Annotated in this window: 17 protein-coding genes; 10 read left to right on the top strand and 7 right to left on the bottom strand. The window is 73.0% G+C overall.

What is annotated here, in order from left to right; translation table 11 throughout:
* Positions 1-1,227 carry an acyl-CoA dehydrogenase family protein gene (locus ACFVWU_RS20230; protein ID WP_387622629.1) on the bottom strand — a complete coding sequence of 409 codons (1,227 nt, stop codon included), beginning with the start codon at positions 1,225-1,227 and terminating at the stop codon, positions 1-3.
* 146 nt (positions 1,228-1,373) lie between these two features.
* Between ACFVWU_RS20230 and ACFVWU_RS20225 the strand changes: the two genes are divergently transcribed.
* Positions 1,374-2,000 (top strand): TetR family transcriptional regulator, encoded by a 627-nt coding sequence (locus ACFVWU_RS20225; protein WP_387622627.1) that lies wholly within the window; start codon positions 1,374-1,376, stop codon positions 1,998-2,000.
* Positions 2,001-2,161: 161 nt separating this feature from the next.
* Entirely contained in the window at positions 2,162-3,625 is a 1,464-nt protein-coding gene (locus ACFVWU_RS20220; RefSeq protein WP_387622624.1) for a cellulase family glycosylhydrolase, read from the top strand.
* Positions 3,626-3,628: 3 nt separating this feature from the next.
* On the opposite strand, the gene ACFVWU_RS20215 is transcribed toward ACFVWU_RS20220, so the two are convergent.
* A complete protein-coding gene (locus tag ACFVWU_RS20215) occupies positions 3,629-5,653 on the bottom strand; it encodes a M3 family metallopeptidase (protein WP_387622621.1) in 2,025 nt (674 codons plus the stop codon).
* A gap of 173 nt (positions 5,654-5,826) precedes the next feature.
* Here ACFVWU_RS20215 and ACFVWU_RS20210 point away from each other — a divergent pair, with 173 nt between their 5' ends.
* A complete protein-coding gene (locus ACFVWU_RS20210) occupies positions 5,827-7,554 on the top strand; it encodes a bifunctional 3'-5' exonuclease/DNA polymerase (protein WP_387622618.1) in 1,728 nt (575 codons plus the stop codon).
* A gap of 3 nt (positions 7,555-7,557) precedes the next feature.
* Here the strand turns inward: ACFVWU_RS20210 and dhaM are convergent, their stop codons facing one another.
* Positions 7,558-7,950, bottom strand: coding sequence for a dihydroxyacetone kinase phosphoryl donor subunit DhaM (gene dhaM / locus ACFVWU_RS20205; RefSeq protein WP_387622615.1), 393 nt, complete (start codon positions 7,948-7,950; stop codon positions 7,558-7,560).
* Between the two features lie 234 nt (positions 7,951-8,184).
* Here dhaM and dhaK point away from each other — a divergent pair, with 234 nt between their 5' ends.
* Entirely contained in the window at positions 8,185-9,180 is a 996-nt protein-coding gene (dhaK, locus tag ACFVWU_RS20200; RefSeq protein WP_387622613.1) for a dihydroxyacetone kinase subunit DhaK, read from the top strand.
* 19 nt (positions 9,181-9,199) lie between these two features.
* Positions 9,200-9,841, top strand: coding sequence for a dihydroxyacetone kinase subunit DhaL (gene dhaL, locus ACFVWU_RS20195; protein ID WP_387622610.1), 642 nt, complete (start codon positions 9,200-9,202; stop codon positions 9,839-9,841).
* A gap of 124 nt (positions 9,842-9,965) precedes the next feature.
* Here dhaL and ACFVWU_RS20190 read toward each other — a convergent pair whose 3' ends face one another.
* On the bottom strand, positions 9,966-11,135 hold the full coding sequence (locus ACFVWU_RS20190; protein WP_387622607.1) for a PP2C family protein-serine/threonine phosphatase: 1,170 nt from the start codon (positions 11,133-11,135) through the stop codon (positions 9,966-9,968).
* A 169-nt stretch (positions 11,136-11,304) separates the two neighbouring features.
* Here ACFVWU_RS20190 and ACFVWU_RS20185 point away from each other — a divergent pair, with 169 nt between their 5' ends.
* The 3 genes from ACFVWU_RS20185 (at position 11,305) to ACFVWU_RS20175 (ending at position 14,923) form a co-directional block, all read left to right on the top strand.
* Positions 11,305-12,246, top strand: coding sequence for a PrsW family intramembrane metalloprotease (locus ACFVWU_RS20185; RefSeq protein WP_387622604.1), 942 nt, complete (start codon positions 11,305-11,307; stop codon positions 12,244-12,246).
* A 117-nt stretch (positions 12,247-12,363) separates the two neighbouring features.
* Positions 12,364-12,582: a heavy-metal-associated domain-containing protein gene (locus ACFVWU_RS20180; protein ID WP_387622602.1), complete on the top strand. Its 219-nt coding sequence runs from the start codon at positions 12,364-12,366 to the stop codon at positions 12,580-12,582.
* A gap of 70 nt (positions 12,583-12,652) precedes the next feature.
* Positions 12,653-14,923 carry a heavy metal translocating P-type ATPase gene (locus ACFVWU_RS20175; protein WP_387622599.1) on the top strand — a complete coding sequence of 757 codons (2,271 nt, stop codon included), beginning with the start codon at positions 12,653-12,655 and terminating at the stop codon, positions 14,921-14,923.
* A 65-nt stretch (positions 14,924-14,988) separates the two neighbouring features.
* On the opposite strand, the gene ACFVWU_RS20170 is transcribed toward ACFVWU_RS20175, so the two are convergent.
* From ACFVWU_RS20170 to ACFVWU_RS20160, 3 genes are all read right to left on the bottom strand, one after another.
* Positions 14,989-15,708 carry an SDR family NAD(P)-dependent oxidoreductase gene (locus tag ACFVWU_RS20170; protein WP_387622595.1) on the bottom strand — a complete coding sequence of 240 codons (720 nt, stop codon included), beginning with the start codon at positions 15,706-15,708 and terminating at the stop codon, positions 14,989-14,991.
* Positions 15,709-16,249: 541 nt separating this feature from the next.
* A complete protein-coding gene (locus ACFVWU_RS20165; RefSeq protein ID WP_387622592.1) occupies positions 16,250-17,539 on the bottom strand; it encodes a citrate synthase in 1,290 nt (429 codons plus the stop codon).
* A gap of 225 nt (positions 17,540-17,764) precedes the next feature.
* Positions 17,765-20,008, bottom strand: a complete 2,244-nt coding sequence (locus ACFVWU_RS20160; protein ID WP_387622589.1) for an ATP-dependent RecD-like DNA helicase — start codon at positions 20,006-20,008, stop codon at positions 17,765-17,767.
* 232 nt (positions 20,009-20,240) lie between these two features.
* On the opposite strand from ACFVWU_RS20160, the gene ACFVWU_RS20155 reads away from it, so the two are divergent.
* Both ACFVWU_RS20155 and ACFVWU_RS20150 read left to right on the top strand, forming a co-directional pair.
* The gene (locus ACFVWU_RS20155; protein WP_387622586.1) at positions 20,241-21,032 is read left to right on the top strand and encodes a VOC family protein; all 792 of its coding nucleotides are present in this window, start codon (positions 20,241-20,243) and stop codon (positions 21,030-21,032) included.
* A gap of 101 nt (positions 21,033-21,133) precedes the next feature.
* Entirely contained in the window at positions 21,134-21,595 is a 462-nt protein-coding gene (locus ACFVWU_RS20150) for a GNAT family N-acetyltransferase (RefSeq protein WP_387622583.1), read from the top strand.
* Positions 21,596-21,697: the final 102 nt, after the last annotated feature.

The following is a 21,697-nucleotide window of genomic DNA, read 5'->3' as shown; positions in this document are numbered from 1 at the left end:
CTAGCGGATCGGCATCCCCGAGATCGCCCGGGCGATGACCAGCCGCTGGATCTCGCTGGTCCCCTCGAAGATCGAGTAGATCGCGCTGTCCCGGTGCATCCGCTCCACCGGGTACTCCCGGGTGAAGCCGTTGCCCCCGAGGATCTGCATCGCCTGCGCGGTGACGAACTTGGCCGTCTCACCCGCGTACAGCTTGGACATCGAGCCCTCGGCGGCGGTGAACGGCTGGTTGTTGACGGCCATCCAGGACGCCCGCCACACCAGCAGCCGGGCCGCGTCGATCCGGGTCTTCATGTCGGCGAGCTGGAAGGCCACGCCCTGGTTGTCGATGATCGGGCGGCCGAACTGCTCCCGGGTCTTCGCGTAGTCCAGCGCCACCTCGTACGCGGCCCGGGCGATGCCGATCGCCTGCGCGCCGACGGCGGGGCGGGAGGCCTCGAAGGTGGCCATTGCCGCGTTGCCCTTGCCGCCCGAGCGCTTGACACCCTCCCGGGCCCGGGCCAGCCGCTCGTCCAGCTTCTCCTTGCCGCCGAGCAGGCAGCTGCCGGGCACCCGGACGCCGTCCAGCACCACCTCGGCGGTGTGCGAGGCGCGGATGCCGTGCTTCTTGAACTTCTGACCCTGGCTCAGTCCCGGAGTGCCCGGCGGGACGACGAAGGAGGCGTGCCCTCGGGTGCCGAGCTCCGGGTCGACGCTGGCGACCACGACGTGCACGGCCGCGATCCCGCCGTTGGTGGCCCAGGTCTTGGTGCCGTTCAGCACCCACTCGTCCCTGGCCTCGTCGTAGACGGCCCGGGTGCGCAGCGCGCCCACGTCGGAGCCGGCGTCCGGCTCGGAGGAGCAGAAGGCGGCCACCTTGAGGTCGTCCGGGGTGCCGAACATCTGCGGGGTCCAGGTGCCGATCTGCTCGTCGGTGCCGTTGGCGAGCACCGCGACGGCGGCCAGCGTGGTGCCGACGATGGACAGCCCGATGCCCGCGTCACCCCAGAACAGCTCCTCCATGGCGATCGGGATGCCGACGCCGGAGGGGTCGAAGTACTGCTGGGCGTAGAAGTCCAGCGAGTAGATGCCCAGCTTGGCGGCCTCCTGGATGACCGGCCAGGGGGTCTCCTCGCGCTCGTCCCACTCGGCGGCGGCCGGGCGCATCACGTCGGCGGCGAAGCCGTGCAGCCAGTCGCGTACGGCGAGCTGGTCCGCGCCCGGGTCCAGCGAGAACGTGCTGCTCATGGTGCATGCCTCCGAAGAAGGGGTACGGCCGACCGGGGTGTTACCTCGGGTAACATCGTCGGAGTCTGCTACTGATTGGTAACCGGTGTCAACGCCCCCGCAGACCCCGCCGACCCGATCCCGGCCCCGATCCCGAGGAGCAGCGCATGTCCCGAGAGCCCCGCCGCGAGCAGCTGCTCAACGCCGCCGACCGGGTCATCCAGCGCGAGGGGCCGAGCGCCAGCATGAACGCCATCGCCGCCGAGGCCGGCATCACCAAGCCGATCCTCTACCGGCACTTCGGCGACCGGAACGGCCTGATCAGCGCCCTCACCGAACGCCACACCGGCGGGCTGCTGGCCGCGATCCGGGCCGCCCTGGCCGAACCGCTGGAACGCCGCGACCGGGTCGAACACGTGCTGGACACCTACCTCGCCGGCATCGAGGCCCGCCCGCAGGTCTACCGGCTGCTCACCCACCCCGAGCCCGGCGACCCGAGCGGCGCCGGCAACGCGCTCGCCCCCGCCCTCCGGCAGATCGCCGAGGAGATCACCCGGGCCGTGCAGAGCCAGATCGACCTCGGCGCCGACCGCGACCTGCTCGCCGAGGCCTGGGGCCGCGGCATCACCGGCATGGTGCTGGCCGCCGGGGACTGGTGGCTGGAGACCAAGCCCTGCTCGCGCACCCGCATGGTGCAGGCGCTCGCCGACCTGCTCTGGGGCCGCCTGGCCGCCGCCGCGGACCTGCCGACCGCCGTCCTGCCGCCCGCCCCGGCCGAGCCCGCCGCCGACTGAACCGCCGCGAGCCGGACCGGCCTGGGCCGAACCGCCGTGAGCCGAACCATCGCGGGCCGAACTTCCGCGGGCCGAACTTCCGTTCCGCGCACGACCCTTGTGCCATCCCCGGCGCCGCGGGCATCATCAGGGCCCCCACCCCCCGCCGTGCGAGGTCCCCGATGCGCCTGCGCCGCACCGCCGTTGCCCTGCTGCTCGCCGCCACCGCCGCCCTGAGCACCCCCGCCACCCCGGCCTCGGCCTCGGCCCACGGCGGGCACCGGGACCACTTCCCCACCGGAACGGCCACCGCCCCGGACGGTCGCACCGCGCTCACCGACGCCCAGGGCCGGCACCTCCAGCTACGCGGCTTCAACCTGGACAAGTACGCCGAGGCAACCGAGGCCGACCTCAAATCCCTTGCCGCCCAAGGCTTCACCCTGCTCCGGCTGCCGATCTCCTGGACCAGGCTGGAGCCCGAGCGCGGCCGGCTCGACCCCACCGAACTGCACCGGCTGCAGCAACTCCTCGGCTGGGCCGACCGCCTGGGCCTGCTCGTCCTGGTCGACTTCCACCAGGACGTCTACGGACCGAGGTTCGGCGGCGGCACCAACGGCATCCCGCCCTGGGCCACCCGCGACGACGGCCTGCCCTTCACCCCCGACCCGAACGACTGGTTCGCCGGCTACTTCCAACCCGCCGTCCAGGCCGCCTTCCGCCACCTCTACGACGACCCCGACCTGCGCACCTGGCAGGCCGACTTCTACACCCGACTGGCCGGCGAACTGCGCGGCCACCGCTCCCTGTTGGGCTACGACCTGTTCAACGAGCCGTTCGGCCCGGTGGACGGCGACCCGAGCGACCCGGCGGTGCTCGCCGCCGCCTCCGCCGCCCTGGAGCAGGGCCGGCTCGCCGACATGTACCGCCGCCTGATCGCCGCCGTACGCCGGGGCGACTCCCGCGCCTGGCTGTTCGTCGAACCGACCGTCCTGGTCGGCCAGGGCGTGCCCACCCGGCTGCCCGGCTTCACCGACCCCCGCCCGGGCGCGCCCCGGCTCGGCTACGCCCCGCACTTCTACGACACCGCGGTGGAGAACGGCGCCGACTGGAACCCGGCCGACGGCTTCGTGGAGCAGTACACCGCCGCGATCACCGGCTACCCCACGGCGAACCGCCTGCCGGTCCTGGTCGGCGAGTGGGGCCCGCCCGACTCCCGCACCCCGGGCAACCGCCAGCTGGTCCGCCGGCAGGTCGCCGCGATGGACGGCTTCGCCGAGGGCTGGACGATGTGGTACTGGTGCCACGGCAACGGCGGCTACTGCGCGCTCGACCCGGCCGGGCACCCGGCCCCCGGGGACGAGCCCGCCTTCGGCCCGTACCCGGTGGCCGTCGCCGGCACCGACGTCCGCACCGACGTCCGAACCGACGGCGCCACCGTCCGCTGGACGGCCGACGGCACCGGGCGCGGCACCGAACTCCTGCTGCCGCCCGCCGCGTTCCCGCACGGCGTCCAGGTCACCGTCTCCCCCGCCGGCGCCCGCGTCGAGGTCGAACAGCCCGCGGACGGACACGCGGGAACCGTACGGATCCGGCTCCCGCGCGCCCGTCCGGGCACCCCGGTGACGGTCGGGCTCACACCGCGCTGACGATCAGGCGAGGCCCCGGCGCTCCAGCAGCGGCCCGGTCTCCGGTGCCCGGCCGACCACCGCGCGGAAGGACTCCAGCGGGTCCGAACTGTTGCCGCGCGCCAGCAGCTCGCGCCGGAACAGCTCACCGCTGTCCCGCACCGACTTCCCGTTGGTCTCGAACCACCGCACGGTGTCCGCGTCCAGCACCTCCGACCAGATGTACGCGTAGTACCCGGCGCTGTAGCCGCTGGAGAAGATGTGCTGGAAGTACGGCGTGCGGTAGCGCGGCGGGATCGCCGGGAAGGCGATCCCCGCCTCCGCCAGCGCCCGCTCCTCGAACTCCCCGGCGTCCGCGACCTCGTGGCCCTGCGGCAGGGTGTGCCAGGCCCAGTCCAGCAGCGTCGCGGCCAGGTACTCCACCGTCCGGAAGCCCTGCCCGAAGCCCTCGGCCGCCGTCATCCGCTCGACCAGCTCGGCCGGCAGCGGCTCCCCGGTCTCGTGGTGGCGGGCGTAGTTGGCCAGCACCTCCGGCCGGACCATCCACATCTCGTTGACCTGCGAGGGGAACTCCACGAAGTCCCGCGGCACCGCCGTACCCGCGAACAGCGGGTAGGTGACGTCCGAGAACAGCCCGTGCAGCGCGTGCCCGAACTCGTGGAAGAGCGTGCGCACCTCGTCCCAGCTGAGCAGCGCCGGCTCGCCGGGCGCCGGACGCGGGATGTTGAGGTTGTTCAGCACCACCGGCCGCAGACCAGTCAGCCCGGACTGGCCGACCAGCTCGTCCATCCAGGCGCCGCCGCGCTTGGACGCCCGGGCGTGGAAGTCGCCGATGAACAGGCCCAGCGAGCCGCCGTCCTCCTCGAACACCTCGAAGACCCGGGCGTCCGGGTGGTGCGCCGTCAGCTCCGGCCGCTCGGTGAAGCTCAGCCCGTACGCGAGCTTCGCGGCGAAGAACACCCCGTCCTTCAGCACCCGCTCCAGCTCGAAGTACGGGCGCAGCGCCGCCGCGTCCACCTGGTAGGAGGCCTGCCGGACCTTCTCCGAGTAGTACGCCCAGTCGTGCGCGGCGATCTCCTCGATCCCGTCCGCGGCCGCCACCTCGGCGAGCTCGGCGGCCTCCCGGCGGGCGTTGGCCACGGCCGGCTCCACCAGCCGGGTCAGCAGGCCGGAGACCGCCTCCACCGTCCCGGCCGTCTCGTCCGCCACCACGTACGCGGCGTGACTCGGGAACCCCAGCAGCGCGGCCCGCTCGGCGCGCAGCCCGGCCATCCGGATCGCCAGCGGGCCGTTGGCCTCGCCACCGCGGGCGAGCGAGGCCGCCAGCAGCCGCTCGCGCACCGAACGGTCGCTGAGCTGGGCCAGCTCGGGCTGGCCGGAGGTGCTCTTCAGGCTCAGCACGTACGCGCCCCCACGACCGAGCACCTTGGCGTTCTCGGCGGCGCCGGCGATCGCGCCCTCGGACAGTCCGGCCAGTTCCTCGGCGGAGTCCACGACCAGCGCGGCGGCCCGGGTGGCGGCGTTCACGTTCTGCTGGAACGTGGTGCCCAGCGCGGCCAGTTCGGCGTTCAGCTCGCGCAGCCGGGCCTGCTCGGCCGCGCCGAGCCGGGCTCCGGAGCGGACGAAGGCGGTGTACCGGCGCTCCAGCAGCCGCAGCGACTCCGGGTCGAGCTCCAGACCGGCCCGGGCCTCGTACAGCGCCTCGATCCGGGCGAACAGCTTCTGGTCCAGGTGGATCGCGTCGTGGTGGGCGGCGAGCAGCGGGCTCACCGTCGCCTCCACCTCGTCCAGCAGCTCGGTGGTGTCGGAGGAGGACTGGTTGCGGAACACCGCGTCCACCCGGCTCAGCAGCTGGCCGGAGCGCTCCAGGGCCACCAGGGTGTTCTCGAAGGTGGGGATCGAGTGGGTGTCGGTGATCGCCGCGATCTCGGCCAGCTGCTCGGCCATCCCGCGCTCGTACGCGGGCAGGTAGTGCTCCTGCCGGATCTCTGCGTAGGGCGGCAGTTGGTAGACCAGGGGGCTGGGCGTGAAGAACGGGTTCTCGGTCATTTCGCCGACCATACGCGGTTTGACGTCCTCCCGGTCCTACACCCCGCGTGCCCACACGCCCCCGATCCCGATTGTCAGCCCCACCCGTTAACGTCGACGCCGCAGACCTGTCGACCCGCACGCCCGTGCCCGCACCCGCACGTCAGACCGCCCGCCGGAGAGGAGACGCCCCCGTGGCCCCCAGAACCGCCCTCGCGCCCGACCCCCACGGCCCCGGCGGCCGCCTCCAGCCGCTGGACGACGCCGGGGCGCCGCTCGGCCCGCCGGAGGCCGTCCGCGACCTCGCCGCCGCCGTCGCCGCCCGGGAGGCCGCCGGGAGCGATCGTCCGCCCGGGCCGCGCTGGGTCTGGGCCGCCGCCGACTCCGGGTACGCCCCGCTGCTGCCCCGGCTGCCCGACCGGCTCGCCCGCTGCCACGACCTGCGGCTGGTCGAGGCCCTGCTGCTGAGCCACGAGGGCCGCTTCGGCGCGCCGCGCTCGCTCGGCGCCGCCTGGTCCCGGCTGCACGGCCTGCCCGTCCCGGACGACCTGCCGGAACCGGGCCTGGCCGACGCGGACGACGGCCAGGACACCCTGTTCGCCCCCGACCGGCTGCAACTGCCGCCCGGCGCCGACCCGCTGGCCGCCGTGGTGGCCGTGCACGCCGAGCAGCAGCGGCGGATCGCCGCCATCGCCGACCCGGCCGCCCGGCAGCGCTTCCGGCTGCTGGTCGCCGCCGAGTCGGCCGGCGCGCTGGCGGCCGCCGAGATGGCCCACGACGGCCTGCCCTGGCGCGCCGACGTCCACGACCACCTGCTGACCGAGCTGCTCGGCCCGCGCCCGACCGTCCCCGGCACCCAGCCCCGGCGGCTCGCCGAACTCGCCGTCGAGCTCCAACAGGCCCTCGGCGCCAAGCCGTTCAACCCCGACTCGCACACCCAGGTGCTGCGCGCCTTCGCCGAGGCCGGCATCCAGCTCGGCTCCACCCGCTCCTGGGAGCTCAAGGGCATCGACCACCCGGCCGCCCAGCTGTTGATCCGCTACAAGGAGCTGGCCCGGATCCACGTCGCCCACGGCTGGGCCTGGCAGGACGCCTGGGCCCGCAGCGGCCGCTTCCGGCCCGAGTACGTGGTCGGCGGCGTGGTCTCCGGCCGCTGGGCCAGCCGCGGCGGCGGCGCCCTGCAGATCCCGCGCATCCTGCGCCGCGCCGTGGTCGCCGACCCGGGCTGGCTGCTGGTCGTCGCCGACGCCGCCCAACTGGAACCGCGCGTGCTCGCCGCGCTCTCCCAGGACGCCGGCCTGGCCCGCACCGCGGCCGGCGGCGACCTCTACGAGGCGCTCGCCGCCAACGCCTTCCAGGGCGACCGTGACAAGGCCAAACTCGGTCTGCTCGGCGCCATGTACGGACAGACCAGCGGCGACATCGGCCCGCTGCTGAACACCCTGCGCCGCCGCTACCCCGCCGCGATGGGCTACGTGGAGGCCGCCGCCCGCACCGGCGAGGACGGCGGCGTGGTCACCTCCCGGCTCGGTCGGGTCTGCCCGCCCGCCTCCGCCGACTTCCTCGACCTCACCGAGGCCGACACCGCCGGCGAGGCGGGCGGGCGCACCGCCCGCGCCCGCGGCCGGTTCACCCGCAACTTCGTCATCCAGGCCAGCGCCGCCGACTGGGCACTGGCCCTGCTCGCGGCGCTGCGCCGACGGCTGGGCGAACTGCCGGTGGCGGGCCCGGCGGACCGCCCGCACCTGGTGTTCTTCCAGCACGACGAGGTGATCGTGCACACCCCGGCCAACCTGGCCGACGAGGTGGCCGCCGCCGTCGCCGAGGCCGGCGACGAGGCCCGGCGGCTGGTCTTCGGCGACACCCCGGTGCGGTTCCCGCTCAGCACGGCGGTGGTGGACTGCTACGCGGACGCCAAGTGAGTCCTACAGCTTGCGGAAGGAACGCGCGTCCTCGGCCGCCGCGACCACCTCGGCCAGCCCCGCCCCGGTCGAGGCGGTGACGGCGGCCGCCACCGCGCCCTCCACGAACGGCGCGTCCACCAGCCGCACGCCCGGACGCGGCTCGTCCTCCAGCACCGTCACCGCGGTGAGCACCGAACTGCCGAGGTCCGGCAGCACGACCACGCCCGCCCCGCCGTCCGCCTCCGCGATCGCCCCGGCGATCAGCTCGTAGCTGGTGCCGAGCCCGCCGTCCTCCGTCCCGGCCGCGACCGCCACCCGCACGCCGCCCGGGGCGAGTTCACCGAGCAGCTCGCGCAGCCCGTCGGCCAGCTTGGCGCTGTGCGAAACCAGAACAATGCCCACGTGTCCGCTCATGCGCCCGCCCCGCTTCGCTCGCCGGTCGCTTCGCGAGACGCGCACCTTCGATTGATTCGCTCGCTTCGCTCACTCATGCCCGCGACCCTACGGCCCCGTCCCGCTGCTCCGACAGAGTGACCGGAATCGCGCGTGTCGCACCCCGTGCCCCGCACCCCCGTCTGGCGTAGCGTCGGCGTCAGCAGCGTCCGCCACAGCGTCCTGATCTCAAGGCCACCTAGGGAGCGAAGAGCGTTGAAGAAGCTGATCAACACCCCGGGGAGCGTCCTGGAGGACGCCTTGGCCGGAGTCGCCGCCGCCCACCCCGAGCTGACGGTCGACATCCCCAACCGGGTGATCACCCGGACCGCCCGCCCGGCCGGCCCCAAGGTCGCGCTGATCTCCGGCGGCGGCTCCGGCCACGAGCCGCTGCACGGCGGCTTCGTCGGCCCCGGCATGCTCGACGCCGCCTGCCCCGGCGAGGTGTTCACCTCGCCCGTCCCGGACCAGATGCTGGCCGCCGCCAAGGCGGTGGAGAACGGCGCCGGGGTGGTCTTCGTGGTGAAGAACTACACCGGCGACGTGATGAACTTCGAGCTCGCCGCCGAACTCGCCGCCGAGGAGGGCCTGGAGGTCCGCACCGTCCTGGTCAACGACGACGTCGCGGTCGAGGACTCCACCTGGACGGCCGGGCGCCGGGGCACCGGCGCCACCGTCCTGGTCGAGAAGACCGCCGGCGCGCTGGCCGAACGCGGCGCCCCGCTGGACGAGGTGGCCGCCCTGGGCGAGCGGGTGAACGCCGCCTCCCGCTCCTTCGCGATCGCGCTCACCGCGGCCACCGTCCCGGCCGCCGGCAAGCCCGGCTTCGAGCTGCCCGAGGACGAGATCGAGGTCGGCGTCGGCATCCACGGCGAGCCCGGCCGCCGCCGCGAGAAGCTCCGCCCGGCCCGCGAACTGGCCGCCGAGGTGGTCGAGACCATCCTCACCGACCACCACCTGACCCCGGGCGACGAGGTGATCGCCCTGCTCAACGGCCTCGGCGCGACGCCGCTGCTGGAGCTGTACGTGGTCTACGGCGAGGTCGCCGCCCGGCTCGCCGCGCGCGGCATCAGGGTGGCCCGCAGCCTGGTCGGCAACTACGTCACCAGCCTGGACATGGCGGGCTTCTCACTCACCCTCACCAAGGCCGACGCCCAGCTGCTGGAACTGTGGGACGCCCCCGTCGACACCCCCGCCCTCAAGCGGGCCTGAGCCGTTCGAAGGAGACGCGATGGACTTCGACACCCCGCTGTTCGACATCCCCCTGGCCGAAGCCTGGATCCGCGCGATCGCCGCGGCCGTCGAGAAGGAGCAGACCCGGCTCACCGAACTGGACTCCGCGATCGGCGACGGCGACCACGGCAGCAACCTCCAGCGGGGCTTCGCCGCCGTCCTGACCGCCCTGGACGGCCTCCAGCCGGCGGGCCCCGGCGCCGTCCTCACCAAGACCGGCACCACCCTCATCTCCAAGGTCGGCGGTGCCTCCGGCCCGCTCTACGGCAAGGCCTTCCGCGCCATCGGCGCCGCCCTCCCCGAGCCCGCCACCCCGGCCGACGTCGCCGAGGCCCTCGCGGCCGGCCTGGACGCCATCCGCGCCCTCGGCAAGGCCGAACCCGGGGACAAGACCATCGTCGACGCCTGGACGCCGGCCGTCGCCGCCTTCCGCCACGCGGCCGCCACCGGCGCCGCCCTCCCCGCGGCGGCCGCGGCCGCCGCCGAGGCCGCCGACCGGGGTGCCCGCGACACCGTCCCCCTCCCGGCCCGCAAGGGCCGCGCCTCCTACCTCGGCGAACGCAGCATCGGCCACCAGGACCCCGGCGCCACCTCCACCGCCCTGCTCTTCCGCACCCTCGCCGACGTCACCACCGGCTGAGCCGCACCCACCCCGTCCCCCTCGCGCGGTTCCCCGCAGCCCCGACAGGGGCGTGGGGAACCGCGCGAAGCGGAAGGTCCCCAACCCGCACCCGCCCTCCCTCACCCCGCCCCGCCCCGCGCCCCTAGTCCGTCCGCGTGATCAGCAACAACAAGGCGTCATCCCGCAACTCCCCACCCGTGTGCGCCAGCAGGTCCGCGTACACCCGCCCCACCGCCGCCTCCAGCTCCCCCGCCGAGCCCGCGGCTCCTCGTACCAGCGGCCCGACCCGCTCCGCCAGCGGATAGAACTCCCCGCTCCTGCGGTGCCGCGCCTCGATCACCCCGTCCGTGCAGAGCACCAGCACGTCCTCCGCCCCGAACGGCTGCCCCCAGGTGGTCGGCTTCCCGGCCGCCAGCCGCCCGAGGCCCAGCGGCACCCACGGGTCCGGCGCGTCCAGCACGTGCGCGTGCCCGTCGCCGTCCACCCGGATCGGCGCCACGTGCCCGTACTGCAGCAGCTCCATCTCCCCGGGTGTCCGGAACTCCGCGAACACCGCCGTGGTGAACTCCCCGTCCGGTACGTGCCGCTCGACGCTGGCCTCGATCCGCGCCGCGACGCCCCGCAGCCCGGCCTCGTCGTACGCGGCCTCGCGGAACGCGCCGAGCACCACCGCCGCCGTCTGGACGGCCGCCAGCCCCTTGCCCCGGACGTCCCCGACCGCGACCCGCGTCCCGTGCGGTGTCTCCAGCACCGAGTACAGGTCCCCGCCGATCCGCGAGGCGTCCGCCGCCGACACGTACCGCACGGCCAGTCGCAGCGGCCCGACGGCCGGCCCCGGCAGCCGTAGCAGGGCTCGCTGGGCGGCCTCGGCGACGGAGCTGACCGCCGCGAAGGCCGCCGCCCGCCGCATCCGGATCTTGGCCACCCAGGCCGAGAAGACCGTCAGAACCAGGTAACTGACCATCGCACCGTAGAGGAAGCGTGCGTCGTTGATGTTGTCGACCTGGTCGTAGCGACTGAGTCCGTAGACCGCGAGCAGCCCGACCGAGCAGACCGCGAGCAGTTCGCGGGGTTTGAGGGTGAGCGCGGCGATGGCCGGGACGACGGTCATCAGGGGCGCGAGGTAGCGGTCCTTGCCGGAGAGGAGGTCCGCGAGTCCGACCAGCAGGACGGCGATCAGCGCCGGGGTCGCCCGCCGCCAGAGCGGCACGTCCTGGAGGTCGGCGGCCAGCAGCGCGTCGCGCTGCCGGTCCGTCGGCAGTCCGGCGGCGGTGGGTACCGAGGGCGACTTGGCCCGGCGGATCGGAGACACATATCGAACATAAGGGACGATCGCGGCGCCGAACCACCCGCTCGCCCCATCGGGCCCGCCCTCGTCCCGATCGGCCGCCGCCCCTCCCCACACCTGTCCCTATCGCACCCAATTGCCTGATTTGTCATAAAGTTCGACCAACGCGGCTACTCAGAGGAGGCCCTTCCCGGTGTCCGGTTACCGACCCACTCACCGCCTCTCCACCCCTCAGGCCGCTACGGCCGCCAGGCCCCACCACTGGTTCACGTTCTTCCTGACCGGCCTGGCACTCTGGGCCTGCACCGTCCTCGTCACCTTCTTCACCGGCAACAGCAACCTGGTCCCGACGATCGTGCTGCTCGGCAGCTTCCTCGTCCCGGCCACCGTGGTGATCTGGGCGTACGAGCGCTACGCCGCCGACCTGGGCCCGGACCGGATCCTCGCCTGCTTCGGCATCGGCGGGATCATCGGCGTCCTGGGCGCCTCGGTGCTGGAGAGCTACCTGCTCTCACCCTCGGTGTGGATGTACGTCGGCGTCGGCCTGATCGAGGAGGCGGTCAAGGTGGCCGCCCTGGTGATGGTCAGCCGACGGCTGCGGGCCGGCGGCCTGCGGTACGGGCTGGTGCTGGGCGCCACCGTCGGCGCCGGGTTCGCCGCCTTCGAGAGCGCCGGGTACGCCTTCAACGCGGTGCTGAGCATCCAGGGCCTCTCGCTGAACGACCTGGTGGAGACCGAGATCCTGCGCGGAGTGCTCGCGCCGGTCGGCCACATCCTGTGGACCGCGGTCATCGGCGGGGTGCTGTTCCGCGAGCGGCGCGGAGGCCACTTCCGCTTCACCGTCCCGGCCCTGCTCACCTACCTGGGCGTGTCGCTGCTGCACGCCCTCTGGGACTCCATGGGCGGCATCGCCGTCTGGCTGGTCGCCCGGACCACCACCAGCGCCTTCCAGCGCGCGCTGTTCGACCTCGGCTACATGCCCGACCCGACCAGCGAGCAGGTGCACCTGTACGCCGCCTACGACGCGGCCGGCCTGCTCCTGGTGTCCCTGGTCGGGCTGCTCTGGCTGCGCCTGCTGCTGCGACGCGAGCCCACGGCGCCGATCCCGGCCCAGTACCCCTCCTCCCCGGCCTGACCACCCCGGTCGCCTACGATGCGATCCACCTCACCCACCCCTCCGAAAAATACCCCAGAGGGGTATGGTGTTGTTCGAGAGAGAGCAAGACCCGCACCGACCCTCCGGAGGCCCCCGATGTCCAGCACCATCACCTACACCGTGTCCGGCATGAGCTGCGGCCACTGCGAGAAGGCGATCAGCGAGGAGCTCTCCGCGCTGGCCGGTGTCACCGAGGTCGCCGCCGACGCCCAGGCCGGTACCGTGACGGTCTCCTCCGCCGCCCCGCTGGACGAGGAGCAGGTCCGCGCCGCCGTCGACGAGGCCGGCTACGAGCTGGTCGGCCACAGCGCCTGAGCCACCACGGTACGGCGGGGGCCCGGCCGAACGGCCCCCGCCGTACGCCCCCACCAAGGAGCTGATCCGCATGAGCACGTCCGCCCCGGATGTCGGGGCCCGGGACCGGGTCGAGCTGTCGATCGGCGGGATGACCTGCGCCTCCTGCGCGGCCCGCATCGAGAAGAAGCTCAACCGGCTGGACGGCGTCGAGGCCACCGTCAACTTCGCCACCGAGAAGGCCCGGGTCGACTACGGCCCCGGCGTCTCGGTGGAGGACCTGATCGCCACCGTCGAGCGGACCGGCTACACCGCCGAGCTCCCGCCGCCCCCGGCCCCCGCGGCCCCCGAGCCGGCCGCCGCCACCGCCGCCGAGCGGCCCGCCGACCAGGACCCCCGCCACGACCGGCTGCTGATCAGCGCCGTGCTCAGCGTCCCGGTGGTCCTGCTGTCGATGGTCCCGGCCCTGCAGTTCACCAACTGGCAGTGGCTGGCCTTCTCACTCACCGGCCCGGTCGTGGTCTACGGCGGCCTGCCCTTCCACCGCGCCGCCTGGACCAACCTCAGGCACGGCGCCGCGACCATGGACACCCTGGTGTCGCTCGGCACCCTGGCCGCCTTCGGCTGGTCCTGCTGGGCGCTGTTCCGGGGCCACGCCGGCATGCCGGGGATGCGCCACGACTTCTCGCTGTCGATCGGCGACACCGACGCCTCCTCCACCCTCTACCTGGAGACCGCCGCCGCCGTCACGGTGCTGATCCTGCTCGGCCGCTACCTGGAGGCCCGTTCCAAGCGCCGGGCCGGCGCCGCCCTGCACACCCTGCTCGACCTCGGCGCCAAGGACGTCGCCGTCCTGCAGGGAGGACGCGAGGTCCGAATGCCGGTGGACCGGCTGGCCGTCGGCATGCGCTTCGTGGTGCGCCCCGGCGAGAAGGTCGCCACCGACGGCACGGTGGTCGAGGGCAGTTCCGCCGTGGACGCCTCGATGCTCACCGGCGAGTCCGTCCCGGTGGAGGTCACCGTCGGGGACGCCGTCACCGGCGCCACGGTCAACGCGGGCGGCCGCCTGGTGGTCGAGGCGACCCGGGTCGGCGCGGACACCCAGCTCGCCCGGATGGCCAAGCTGGTCGAGGAGGCCCAGAACGGCAAGGCCGCCGCCCAGCGCCTGGCCGACCGGATCTCCGCCGTCTTCGTCCCGGTGGTCATCCTGATCGCGCTCGCCACCCTGGTCGGCTGGCTGCTGGCCACCAGCAGTCCCACCGAGTCGTTCACGGCCGCCGTGGCCGTGCTGATCATCGCCTGCCCGTGCGCCCTCGGACTGGCCACCCCGACCGCGCTGCTGGTCGGCACCGGCCGCGGCGCCCAGCTCGGCGTCCTGATCAAGGGCCCGGAGGTCCTGGAGTCCACCCGCAAGGTCGACACCGTCGTCCTGGACAAGACCGGCACCGTCACCACCGGCCGGATGGCCCTGCTCGCCGTGCACACCGCGGACGGCGTCACCGAGGCCGAGGCGCTGCGTCTGGCCGGCGCCGTGGAGCACGCCTCCGAGCACCCGATCGCCCGCGCGATCGCGGACGCCGCCGCCGAGCGGACCGGTGCGCTGCCGGTGGTCGAGGACTTCCGCAACGTGCCCGGGCGGGGCGTGGAGGGCGTCGTGGACGGCCGTACGGTGACGGCCGGGCGCGAGGCCCTGCTCGCCGACCGCGCGCAGCACCTGCCGCCCGTCCTGGCCCGCGCCAAGGCCGGGGCCGAGGCGGCCGGCCGCACCGCGGTCGCGGTCGGCTGGGACGGCGAGGCCCGGGCCGTCCTGGAGGTCGCCGACGCGGTCAAGCCGACCAGCGCCGAGGCGATCGCCCGGCTGCGGGCGCTCGGCCTGCGCCCGGTGCTGCTGACCGGCGACAATCGGGCGGTGGCCGAGGCGGTGGCCGCCGAGGTCGGCATCGACCCGCAGGACGTGGTCGCCGAGGTGCTGCCCGAGGACAAGGTGGACACCGTCAAGCGGCTGCAGGCCGAGGGCCGGACGGTCGCGATGGTCGGCGACGGCGTCAACGACGCCGCCGCGCTCGCCCAGGCCGACCTGGGCCTGGCCATGGGCACCGGCACCGACGCCGCCATCGAGGCCGGCGACCTCACCCTGGTCCGCGGCGACCTGCGCTCGGCGGCCGACGCGATCCGGCTCTCCCGCCGCACCCTCGCCACCATCAGGGGCAACCTGTTCTGGGCCTTCGGCTACAACGTGGCGGCGATCCCGCTGGCCGCCGCCGGACTGCTCAACCCGATGATCGCCGGGGCCGCGATGGCCTTCTCCTCGCTCTTCGTGGTCACCAACAGCCTCCGGCTGCGCCGCTTCCAGCCCGCCTGACGACTCCGAGCCCGAACAGCGCGAAGGCCCCGGACCGGCGACCGGTCCGGGGCCTTCGCCGTGCCTCAACGCCCCAGCAGCTCGCCGCCGTTGCAGTGCAGGATCTCGCCGGTGATGAACCCGGCCTCCGGCGAGGCCAGGAAGTGCACCGCCGCCGCGACCTCACCGGTCTCGCCGATCCGGCCGAGCAGCGTGCGCGCCGCCCGGCGGGCCACCTCGGCCTCGTCCAGCCGCGGTCCGAAGAACTCGGTACCGCTGACCGTCCCCGGCGCGACGATGTTGGCGGTGATCCCCGAGGTCCCCAACTGGGCGGCCAGGAAGTGGTTCCAGGCGTGCAGCGAGGCCTTCGCGGCGCCGTACGAGCCGGCCCCGCGCAGGGCGGCGATGGAGCTGATGGTGACCACCCGGCCGGAGCCGGGGGTGAGCCGGTCCCGGATCGACTCGGTGAGCAGCACCACGGTCAGCACGTTGCGCTCGAAGTCGCCGCGCCAGCGGGCCAGCAGGGCGTGCGGTCCGCCGCCGACCACGGTCTCCCGGCTGCCGGCGTTGTTCACCAGCACGTCGATCCGCTCGGGCAGTCCGCCGAGCGCCGCCTCGACCGCGTCCGGGTCGGCGAGGTCGCACACCAGCGGGGTCACGTTCGGTCCGAGGTCGGCCGCGGCCTTCTCCAGAACCTCCCGGCGCCGACCGACGATCACCACGTGCTCGCCCGCCTCGGCGAACCGCCGCGCGACTTCGTACCCGATTCCCGTGCCACCGCCGGTGACGACGACGTTCCTGGCCATCTGCGCACTCCCTCCCCAGTTCCGCCGCCGCGCTGCAAGGGTGCGCGGCGGTCCGTACCGGAATGCCACGATTCCTATCACGCTCGGTTGCCGTGACTGCGGGGAGGGTGACGTCGGGCGCGAGGGAAGGTGTGATATGAGCACGGAGCGAGGCGCCTACGGAGCGTGGCGAGAGGCAGCTCACACCTCTCGGGCGTAACTTCTCGCACGCTGATACGTCTTAGGTTGGTAGTGCGGCAGTTTTTCCGATGGACCGGGGCGCGACCAACGGCAACGTGTCCCTCATCCAGCGGCTGTCGCCGACGGGGCTCCGGCGGGCCCCGGGAACGGTCGTCGGTCTCGACGGCCTTCGCGCACGGCGCCGGGGTTGTGGCGGGCCAGGGACGCTTTGAGCGGCCGTCCCCGGCTGCGGCCGGCCCCGGAGTCGTGCGCTGTACGGTTCCGTCCCCGCGCGGGCCCTTCCGGGTCCGGGGCGCGGGGACGGCGAAGGGGCCCGGCCGCTCAGCAGCGGCCGGGCCCCTCTCCGTTCACTCGCGGCGCGTCAGCGCTGGTCGAGCGCGACGTAGTCGCGGATCGCGGTGCCGGTGTAGATCTGACGCGGACGGCCGATGCGGCTGGTCGGGTCGTTGATCATCTCGTGCCAGTGGGCGATCCAGCCGGGCAGCCGGCCGAGGGCGAACAGCACGGTGAACATGCTGGTCGGGAAGCCCATGGCGCGGTAGATCAGGCCGGTGTAGAAGTCCACGTTCGGGTACAGCTTGCGCGAGATGAAGAAGTCGTCCTTGAGGGCGTGCTCCTCCAGCTTGAGCGCGATGTCCAGCAGCTCGTCGTTCTTGCCGAGCTGGCCGAGGACCTCGTGCGCGAGCAGCTTGACCTGCGCGGCACGCGGGTCGAAGGCCTTGTAGACGCGGTGGCCGAAGCCCATCAGCTTGACGCCGGCCTCGCGGTTCTTGACCTTCGTGATGAAGGCGTCGACGTCGCCGCCGTCCTTCTGGATGCTCTCCAGCATCTCCAGCACGGCCTGGTTGGCGCCGCCGTGCAGCGGGCCCCACAGGGCCGAGATGCCGGCCGAGATCGAGGCGAACAGGTTGGCGTGGCTGGAGCCGACCAGGCGCACGGTGGAGGTGGAGCAGTTCTGCTCGTGGTCCGCGTGCAGGATGAGCAGCTTGTCCAGCGCGTTGACGATGACCGGGTTGAGCTCGTAGTCCTCGGCGGGGACCGCGAAGGTCATCCGGAGGAAGTTCTCGACGTAGCTCAGGTCGTTGCGCGGGTAGACGAAGGGCTGGCCCATCGACTTCTTGTACGCGCAGGCCGCGATGGTGGGCAGCTTGGCCAGCAGGCGCACGGTCGACAGGTGGCGCTGGGCCGCGTCGAACGGGTCGTGGCTCTCCGGGTAGAACGTGGAGAGCGCGCCGACCACCGAGGACAGCATGGCCATCGGGTGGGCGTCCCGCGGGAAGCCCTGGAAGAAGCGCTTGACGTCCTCGTGCACGAGCGTGTGCTGGGTGATCTCGCGGTTGAACTCGGCCAGCTGGTCCGCGTTGGGCAGCTCGCCGTTGATCAGGAGGTACGCGGTCTCGATGAAGCCGCCCTGCGCCGCGAGCTGCTCGATCGGGTAGCCGCGGTACCGAAGGATGCCGTTGTCGCCGTCCACGAAGGTGATCGCGGACTTGTACGCAGCGGTGTTACCGAAGCCGTTGTCCAGGGTGACCAGGCCGGTCTGCGGGAGCAGCTTCGAGATGTCGAAGCCGGAGTTGCCCGCAGTGCTCTCGACGACGGGGTACTCGTACTCGCCGTCCTGGTACCGCAGTACTACCGAGTTGTCGCTCACGTCTTCCTCACCGACGAAATGAATCCTCTTCCAAGGTGCCCTGACTGTCTCCACCATCCCCCATCCGGAGGACAGTCGCGCACCCGGGGTGGCCCGGAAGGGCCCGCCCCTACAAAACCTGCCGCCGCAGCCGGTACGAACCGGACAAGATCGGCACCACCCTAGGCTCTGCCGTAAATCTCTTCACGTCAAGAGAACCTTAGAGGCAACCATCCTGTTGGATAATCATCCAGAAGCAAGCCGATGATCGAGGGCGGCGTGCCGCCGACCTGCGCTGACGGCCCGCACGGCCTGCGCGATCGCCTTCCGTGACCCGACCAGCACGACGAGTTTTCTGGCCCTGGTCACCGCGGTGTAAAGCAGATTTCGCTGGAGCATCGTCCAAGCGGACATGGTGACCGGAATCACCACCACCGGATACTCGCTGCCCTGCGAGCGGTGGATCGTCACCGCGTACGCGTGGGCCAGCTCGTCCAGTTCGTCGAAGTCGTACACCACCTCCTCGTCCTCGTCGGTGACCACCGTCAGCCGCTGGTCGTCCGCACTGAGGGCGGTCACCACTCCCACTGTGCCGTTGAAGACGCCGTTCCGCCCCTTGTCGTAGTTGTTGCGGATCTGGGTGACCTTGTCCCCCACACGGAACGTCCGCCCGCCGAAACGCCGCTCCGCCAGCCCCTCCCGGGCCGGCGTCACCGCCGCCTGCAGCAGCGTGTTCAGGTTCCCCGCCCCCGCCGGGCCGCGATGCATCGGCGCCAGCACCTGGACGTCCCGGCGCGGGTCGAAGCCGAACTTCTGCGGGATCCGGCGCGCCACCACGTCCACCGTCAGCCCGGCCGCCCGCTCCGCGTCGTCCTCCACGAACAGGAAGAAGTCCGCCAGACCCTCCGTCAGGGGCGGCTTCCCCTCGTTGATCCGGTGCGCGTTGGTCACCACCCCCGACTCCTGGGCCTGCCGGAAGATCCGGGTCAGCCGCACCGACGGGATCGGCCCGTCCTCGGCCAGCAGGTCCCGCAGCACCTCCCCGGCACCCACCGAGGGCAGCTGGTCCACGTCCCCCACGAACAGCAGGTGAGCGCCCGGCGGGACCGCCTTGACCAGCTTGTTCGCCAGGATCAGGTCCAGCATCGAGGCCTCGTCCACCACCACCAGGTCCGCGTCCAGCGGCCGGTCCCGGTCGTACGCGGCGTCCCCGCCCGGCTTCAGCTCCAGCAGCCGGTGCACCGTCGAGGCCTCCACCCCGGTCAGCTCCGACAGCCGCTTCGCCGCCCGGCCGGTCGGCGCCGCCAGCACCACCTTCGCCCGCTTGGCCAGCGCCAGCGTCACGATCGACTTCACCGTGAACGACTTCCCGCAGCCCGGACCGCCCGTCAGCACCGCGACCTTCCGCGTCAGCGCCAGCCGGACCGACTGCTCCTGCTCCGGCGCCAGCTCCGCCCCCGTCCGCTTCGCCAGCCATTCCAGCGCCACCGGCCAGTCCACCCCGGCGAACCAGGGCATCCGGTCGGAGTCCGACCGCAGCAGCCGCAGCAGCTGGTTGGCCAGCGAGATCTCCGCCCGGTGGAACGGCACCAGGTAGACCGCGGTGATCGGCTCGCCCGCGTCGCCCGGCACCGTCTCGCGCACCACACCCTCGGCGGCGACCAGCTCGGCCAGGCAGTCGATCACCAGCCCCACGTCCACCTGCAGCAGCTTCACGCCGTCCGCGATCAGCCGTTCCTCCGGCAGGTAGCAGTGCCCCTGGTCGCTGCTCTGCGACAGCGCGTACTGCAGCCCCGCCTTCACCCGCTCCGGGCTGTCGTGCGGGATGCCCACCGCCTGGGCGATCCGGTCCGCCGTCAGGAAGCCGATGCCCCAGACGTCCGCCGCCAGCTTGTACGGCTCGTTCTTCACCACGCCGATCGAGGCGTCGCCGTACTGCTTGTAGATCCGCACCGCCAGCGAGGTCGACACCCCGACCCCCTGCAGGAAGACCATCACCTCCTTGATGGCCTTCTGCTCCTCCCAGGCCTCGGCGATCTTCTTGGTCCGCTTCGGTCCCAGTCCGGGCACCTCGATCAGCCGGCCCGGCTCGTTCTCGATCACCTCCAGGGTGTCCACCCCGAAGCGCTCCACGATCCGCTCGGCGAACCGCGGCCCGATCCCCTTGATCAGCCCCGAGCCCAGGTAGCGCTGGATGCCCTGCACGGTGGCCGGCAGCACCGTGGTGTAGTTCTCCACCATGAACTGCTTCCCGTACTGCGGGTGCGAGCCCCACCGGCCGTGCAGCCGGAGCGACTCCCCGACCTGCGCCCCCAGCAGCGCGCCCACCACCGTCAGCAGGTCGTTCCCGCCCCGGCCGGTGTCCACCCGGGCCACGGTGTAGCCGGTCTCCTCATTGGCGTAGGTGATCCGCTCCAGCACGCCCTCGACCTGCGCCAGCTGGCGCGGCGCCTGCTGCGCCTGCTGCCCCGACTGCGGCTGCCTGCCCACCGGAGCCCCCTCTTCGACCAGTACGGGTGGACCCTTCCGTTACGCACCGTACCGCCCCTCGCCGACAAGCCCGGAACCGCGCGGAAACCGGCGGGAGGGCCCAGCGGGGAAGCCCGGGAATCCGACGGAAGCCCGCCGTGCACCGGCCCCTCCGAGGTGTCAGGCTGGGAGGTCCAGGGGATCTCGACCGCGCCCGCGACCGCACGGGCCCCGTCCGAGGAGCAGTGCCGTCATGCTCAACACCGCCTTCCGCCCCGGTTCCCCGGACTGGCTCGACCTGAGCAGCCCCGACACCAGGGCCTCCGTGGACTTCTACACCGCGCTGTTCGGCTGGTCCTTCGACTCGGCCGGCCCCGAGGCCGGCGGCTACGGCTTCTTCCAGCTCGACGGCCGCACGGTCGCCGCCCTCGGCCCGCTCGCCGAGGAGGGCGCCCTGCCCGGCTGGACCCTGTACTTCGCCACCCTCGACGCCGACCGCACCACCGAACTCGTGGAACAGTCCGGCGGCCGGGTCCGGTTCACCCCCTTCGACGTCTTCACGGCGGGCCGGATGGCCGGCTACACCGACCCGACCGGTGCCGACTTCGCGGTCTGGCAACCCCACGACACCCGCGGCCTGGACCTCGTCAACGACGAGGGCAGCCTCTGCTGGGCCGAGTGCTACAGCATCGACGCCGAGCGGGCCAAGGCCTTCTACCGCGTGGTCTTCGGCTGGCAGGAGCAGGACGTCCCGCTCGGCGAGGTGATCTACACCGTCCTCACCCCGGCGGGCGGCGGCACCGACGACGCCCACGGCGGCATCATGCAGCTCGGCCCCGAACACACCGCGCGCGGCACCGGCTCGCACTGGCTCCCCTACTTCGAGGTCCCCAACGTGGACGCCAGCCTCGCCATCGCCGACACCCTCGGCGCGAAGGTACGGATCGCCGCGACGGACGTCCACGGCGTCGGCCGCCTCGCCCAGCTGCTCGACCCGCACGGCGCCGTCTTCGCCGTCATCACGAGTGCCGGGCCCGGGGACTGACTCCGCATTACCTCGCATTACCCCTCAGAAAGGCCGTGAAGGGGTGCTACGGGCGTAGACAGGGGTGGGTCCGCCCCCGCGCACCGCTCTAGTCTCTGATCATGACTGAAACGGCTGTTCTGGCGATTCGACGGGCCATCGAAGGCGACCTACCGGCCATCGTGGCCATGCTCGCCGACGACCCCCTGGGCGCCACGCGGGAGAGCCCCGACGACCTCACCCCGTACCGCACCGCCTTCGCCCGCATCGACAGCGACCCGCACCAGCACCTGGTGGTGGCCGAACGCGCCGGCCGCGTGGTCGGAACCCTGCAGCTCACGGTCGTCCCGGGCCTCTCCCGGGTGGGCGCCACCCGCACGATCATCGAGGCCGTCCGCATCCACGCCGACGAACGCGGCAGCGGGCTCGGCACCGAACTGATCCAGTGGGCCGTCGAACGCTCCCGCGCGCTGGAGGCCGACCTCGTCCAGCTGACCTCGGACGCGACGCGGACCGACGCGCACCGCTTCTACGAGCGGCTCGGCTTCGTGGCCTCGCACCTCGGATTCAAGCTCAAGCTCTGAATCCAACCCTCTGAATCAAACCCCGGAAACGCGAGAAGGCCCCACCCGGAAACCGGGTGGGGCCGTCTCTGAATGATTTTTAGGCGGCGTCCGACACTCCCA

It is taken from the genome of Kitasatospora sp. NPDC058190 (genome assembly GCF_042883685.1).
In the GTDB taxonomy this organism is placed as follows: domain Bacteria; phylum Actinomycetota; class Actinomycetes; order Streptomycetales; family Streptomycetaceae; genus Kitasatospora.
The sequence above is the reverse complement of the archived record's forward strand: the minus strand, read 5'-3'. Positions and strand labels throughout refer to the sequence as shown.

Coding starts and splice junctions, on each gene's coding strand:
- ACFVWU_RS20230 (WP_387622629.1), bottom strand. CDS start 1,227: ATGAGCAGCACGTTCTCGCTGGACCCGGGCGCGGACCAGCTCGCCGTA.
- ACFVWU_RS20225 (WP_387622627.1), top strand. CDS start 1,374: ATGTCCCGAGAGCCCCGCCGCGAGCAGCTGCTCAACGCCGCCGACCGG.
- ACFVWU_RS20220 (WP_387622624.1), top strand. CDS start 2,162: ATGCGCCTGCGCCGCACCGCCGTTGCCCTGCTGCTCGCCGCCACCGCC.
- ACFVWU_RS20215 (WP_387622621.1), bottom strand. CDS start 5,653: ATGACCGAGAACCCGTTCTTCACGCCCAGCCCCCTGGTCTACCAACTG.
- dhaM (WP_387622615.1), bottom strand. CDS start 7,950: ATGAGCGGACACGTGGGCATTGTTCTGGTTTCGCACAGCGCCAAGCTG.
- dhaL (WP_387622610.1), top strand. CDS start 9,200: ATGGACTTCGACACCCCGCTGTTCGACATCCCCCTGGCCGAAGCCTGG.
- ACFVWU_RS20180 (WP_387622602.1), top strand. CDS start 12,364: ATGTCCAGCACCATCACCTACACCGTGTCCGGCATGAGCTGCGGCCAC.
- ACFVWU_RS20175 (WP_387622599.1), top strand. CDS start 12,653: ATGAGCACGTCCGCCCCGGATGTCGGGGCCCGGGACCGGGTCGAGCTG.
- ACFVWU_RS20170 (WP_387622595.1), bottom strand. CDS start 15,708: ATGGCCAGGAACGTCGTCGTCACCGGCGGTGGCACGGGAATCGGGTAC.
- ACFVWU_RS20155 (WP_387622586.1), top strand. CDS start 20,241: ATGCTCAACACCGCCTTCCGCCCCGGTTCCCCGGACTGGCTCGACCTG.
- ACFVWU_RS20150 (WP_387622583.1), top strand. CDS start 21,134: ATGACTGAAACGGCTGTTCTGGCGATTCGACGGGCCATCGAAGGCGAC.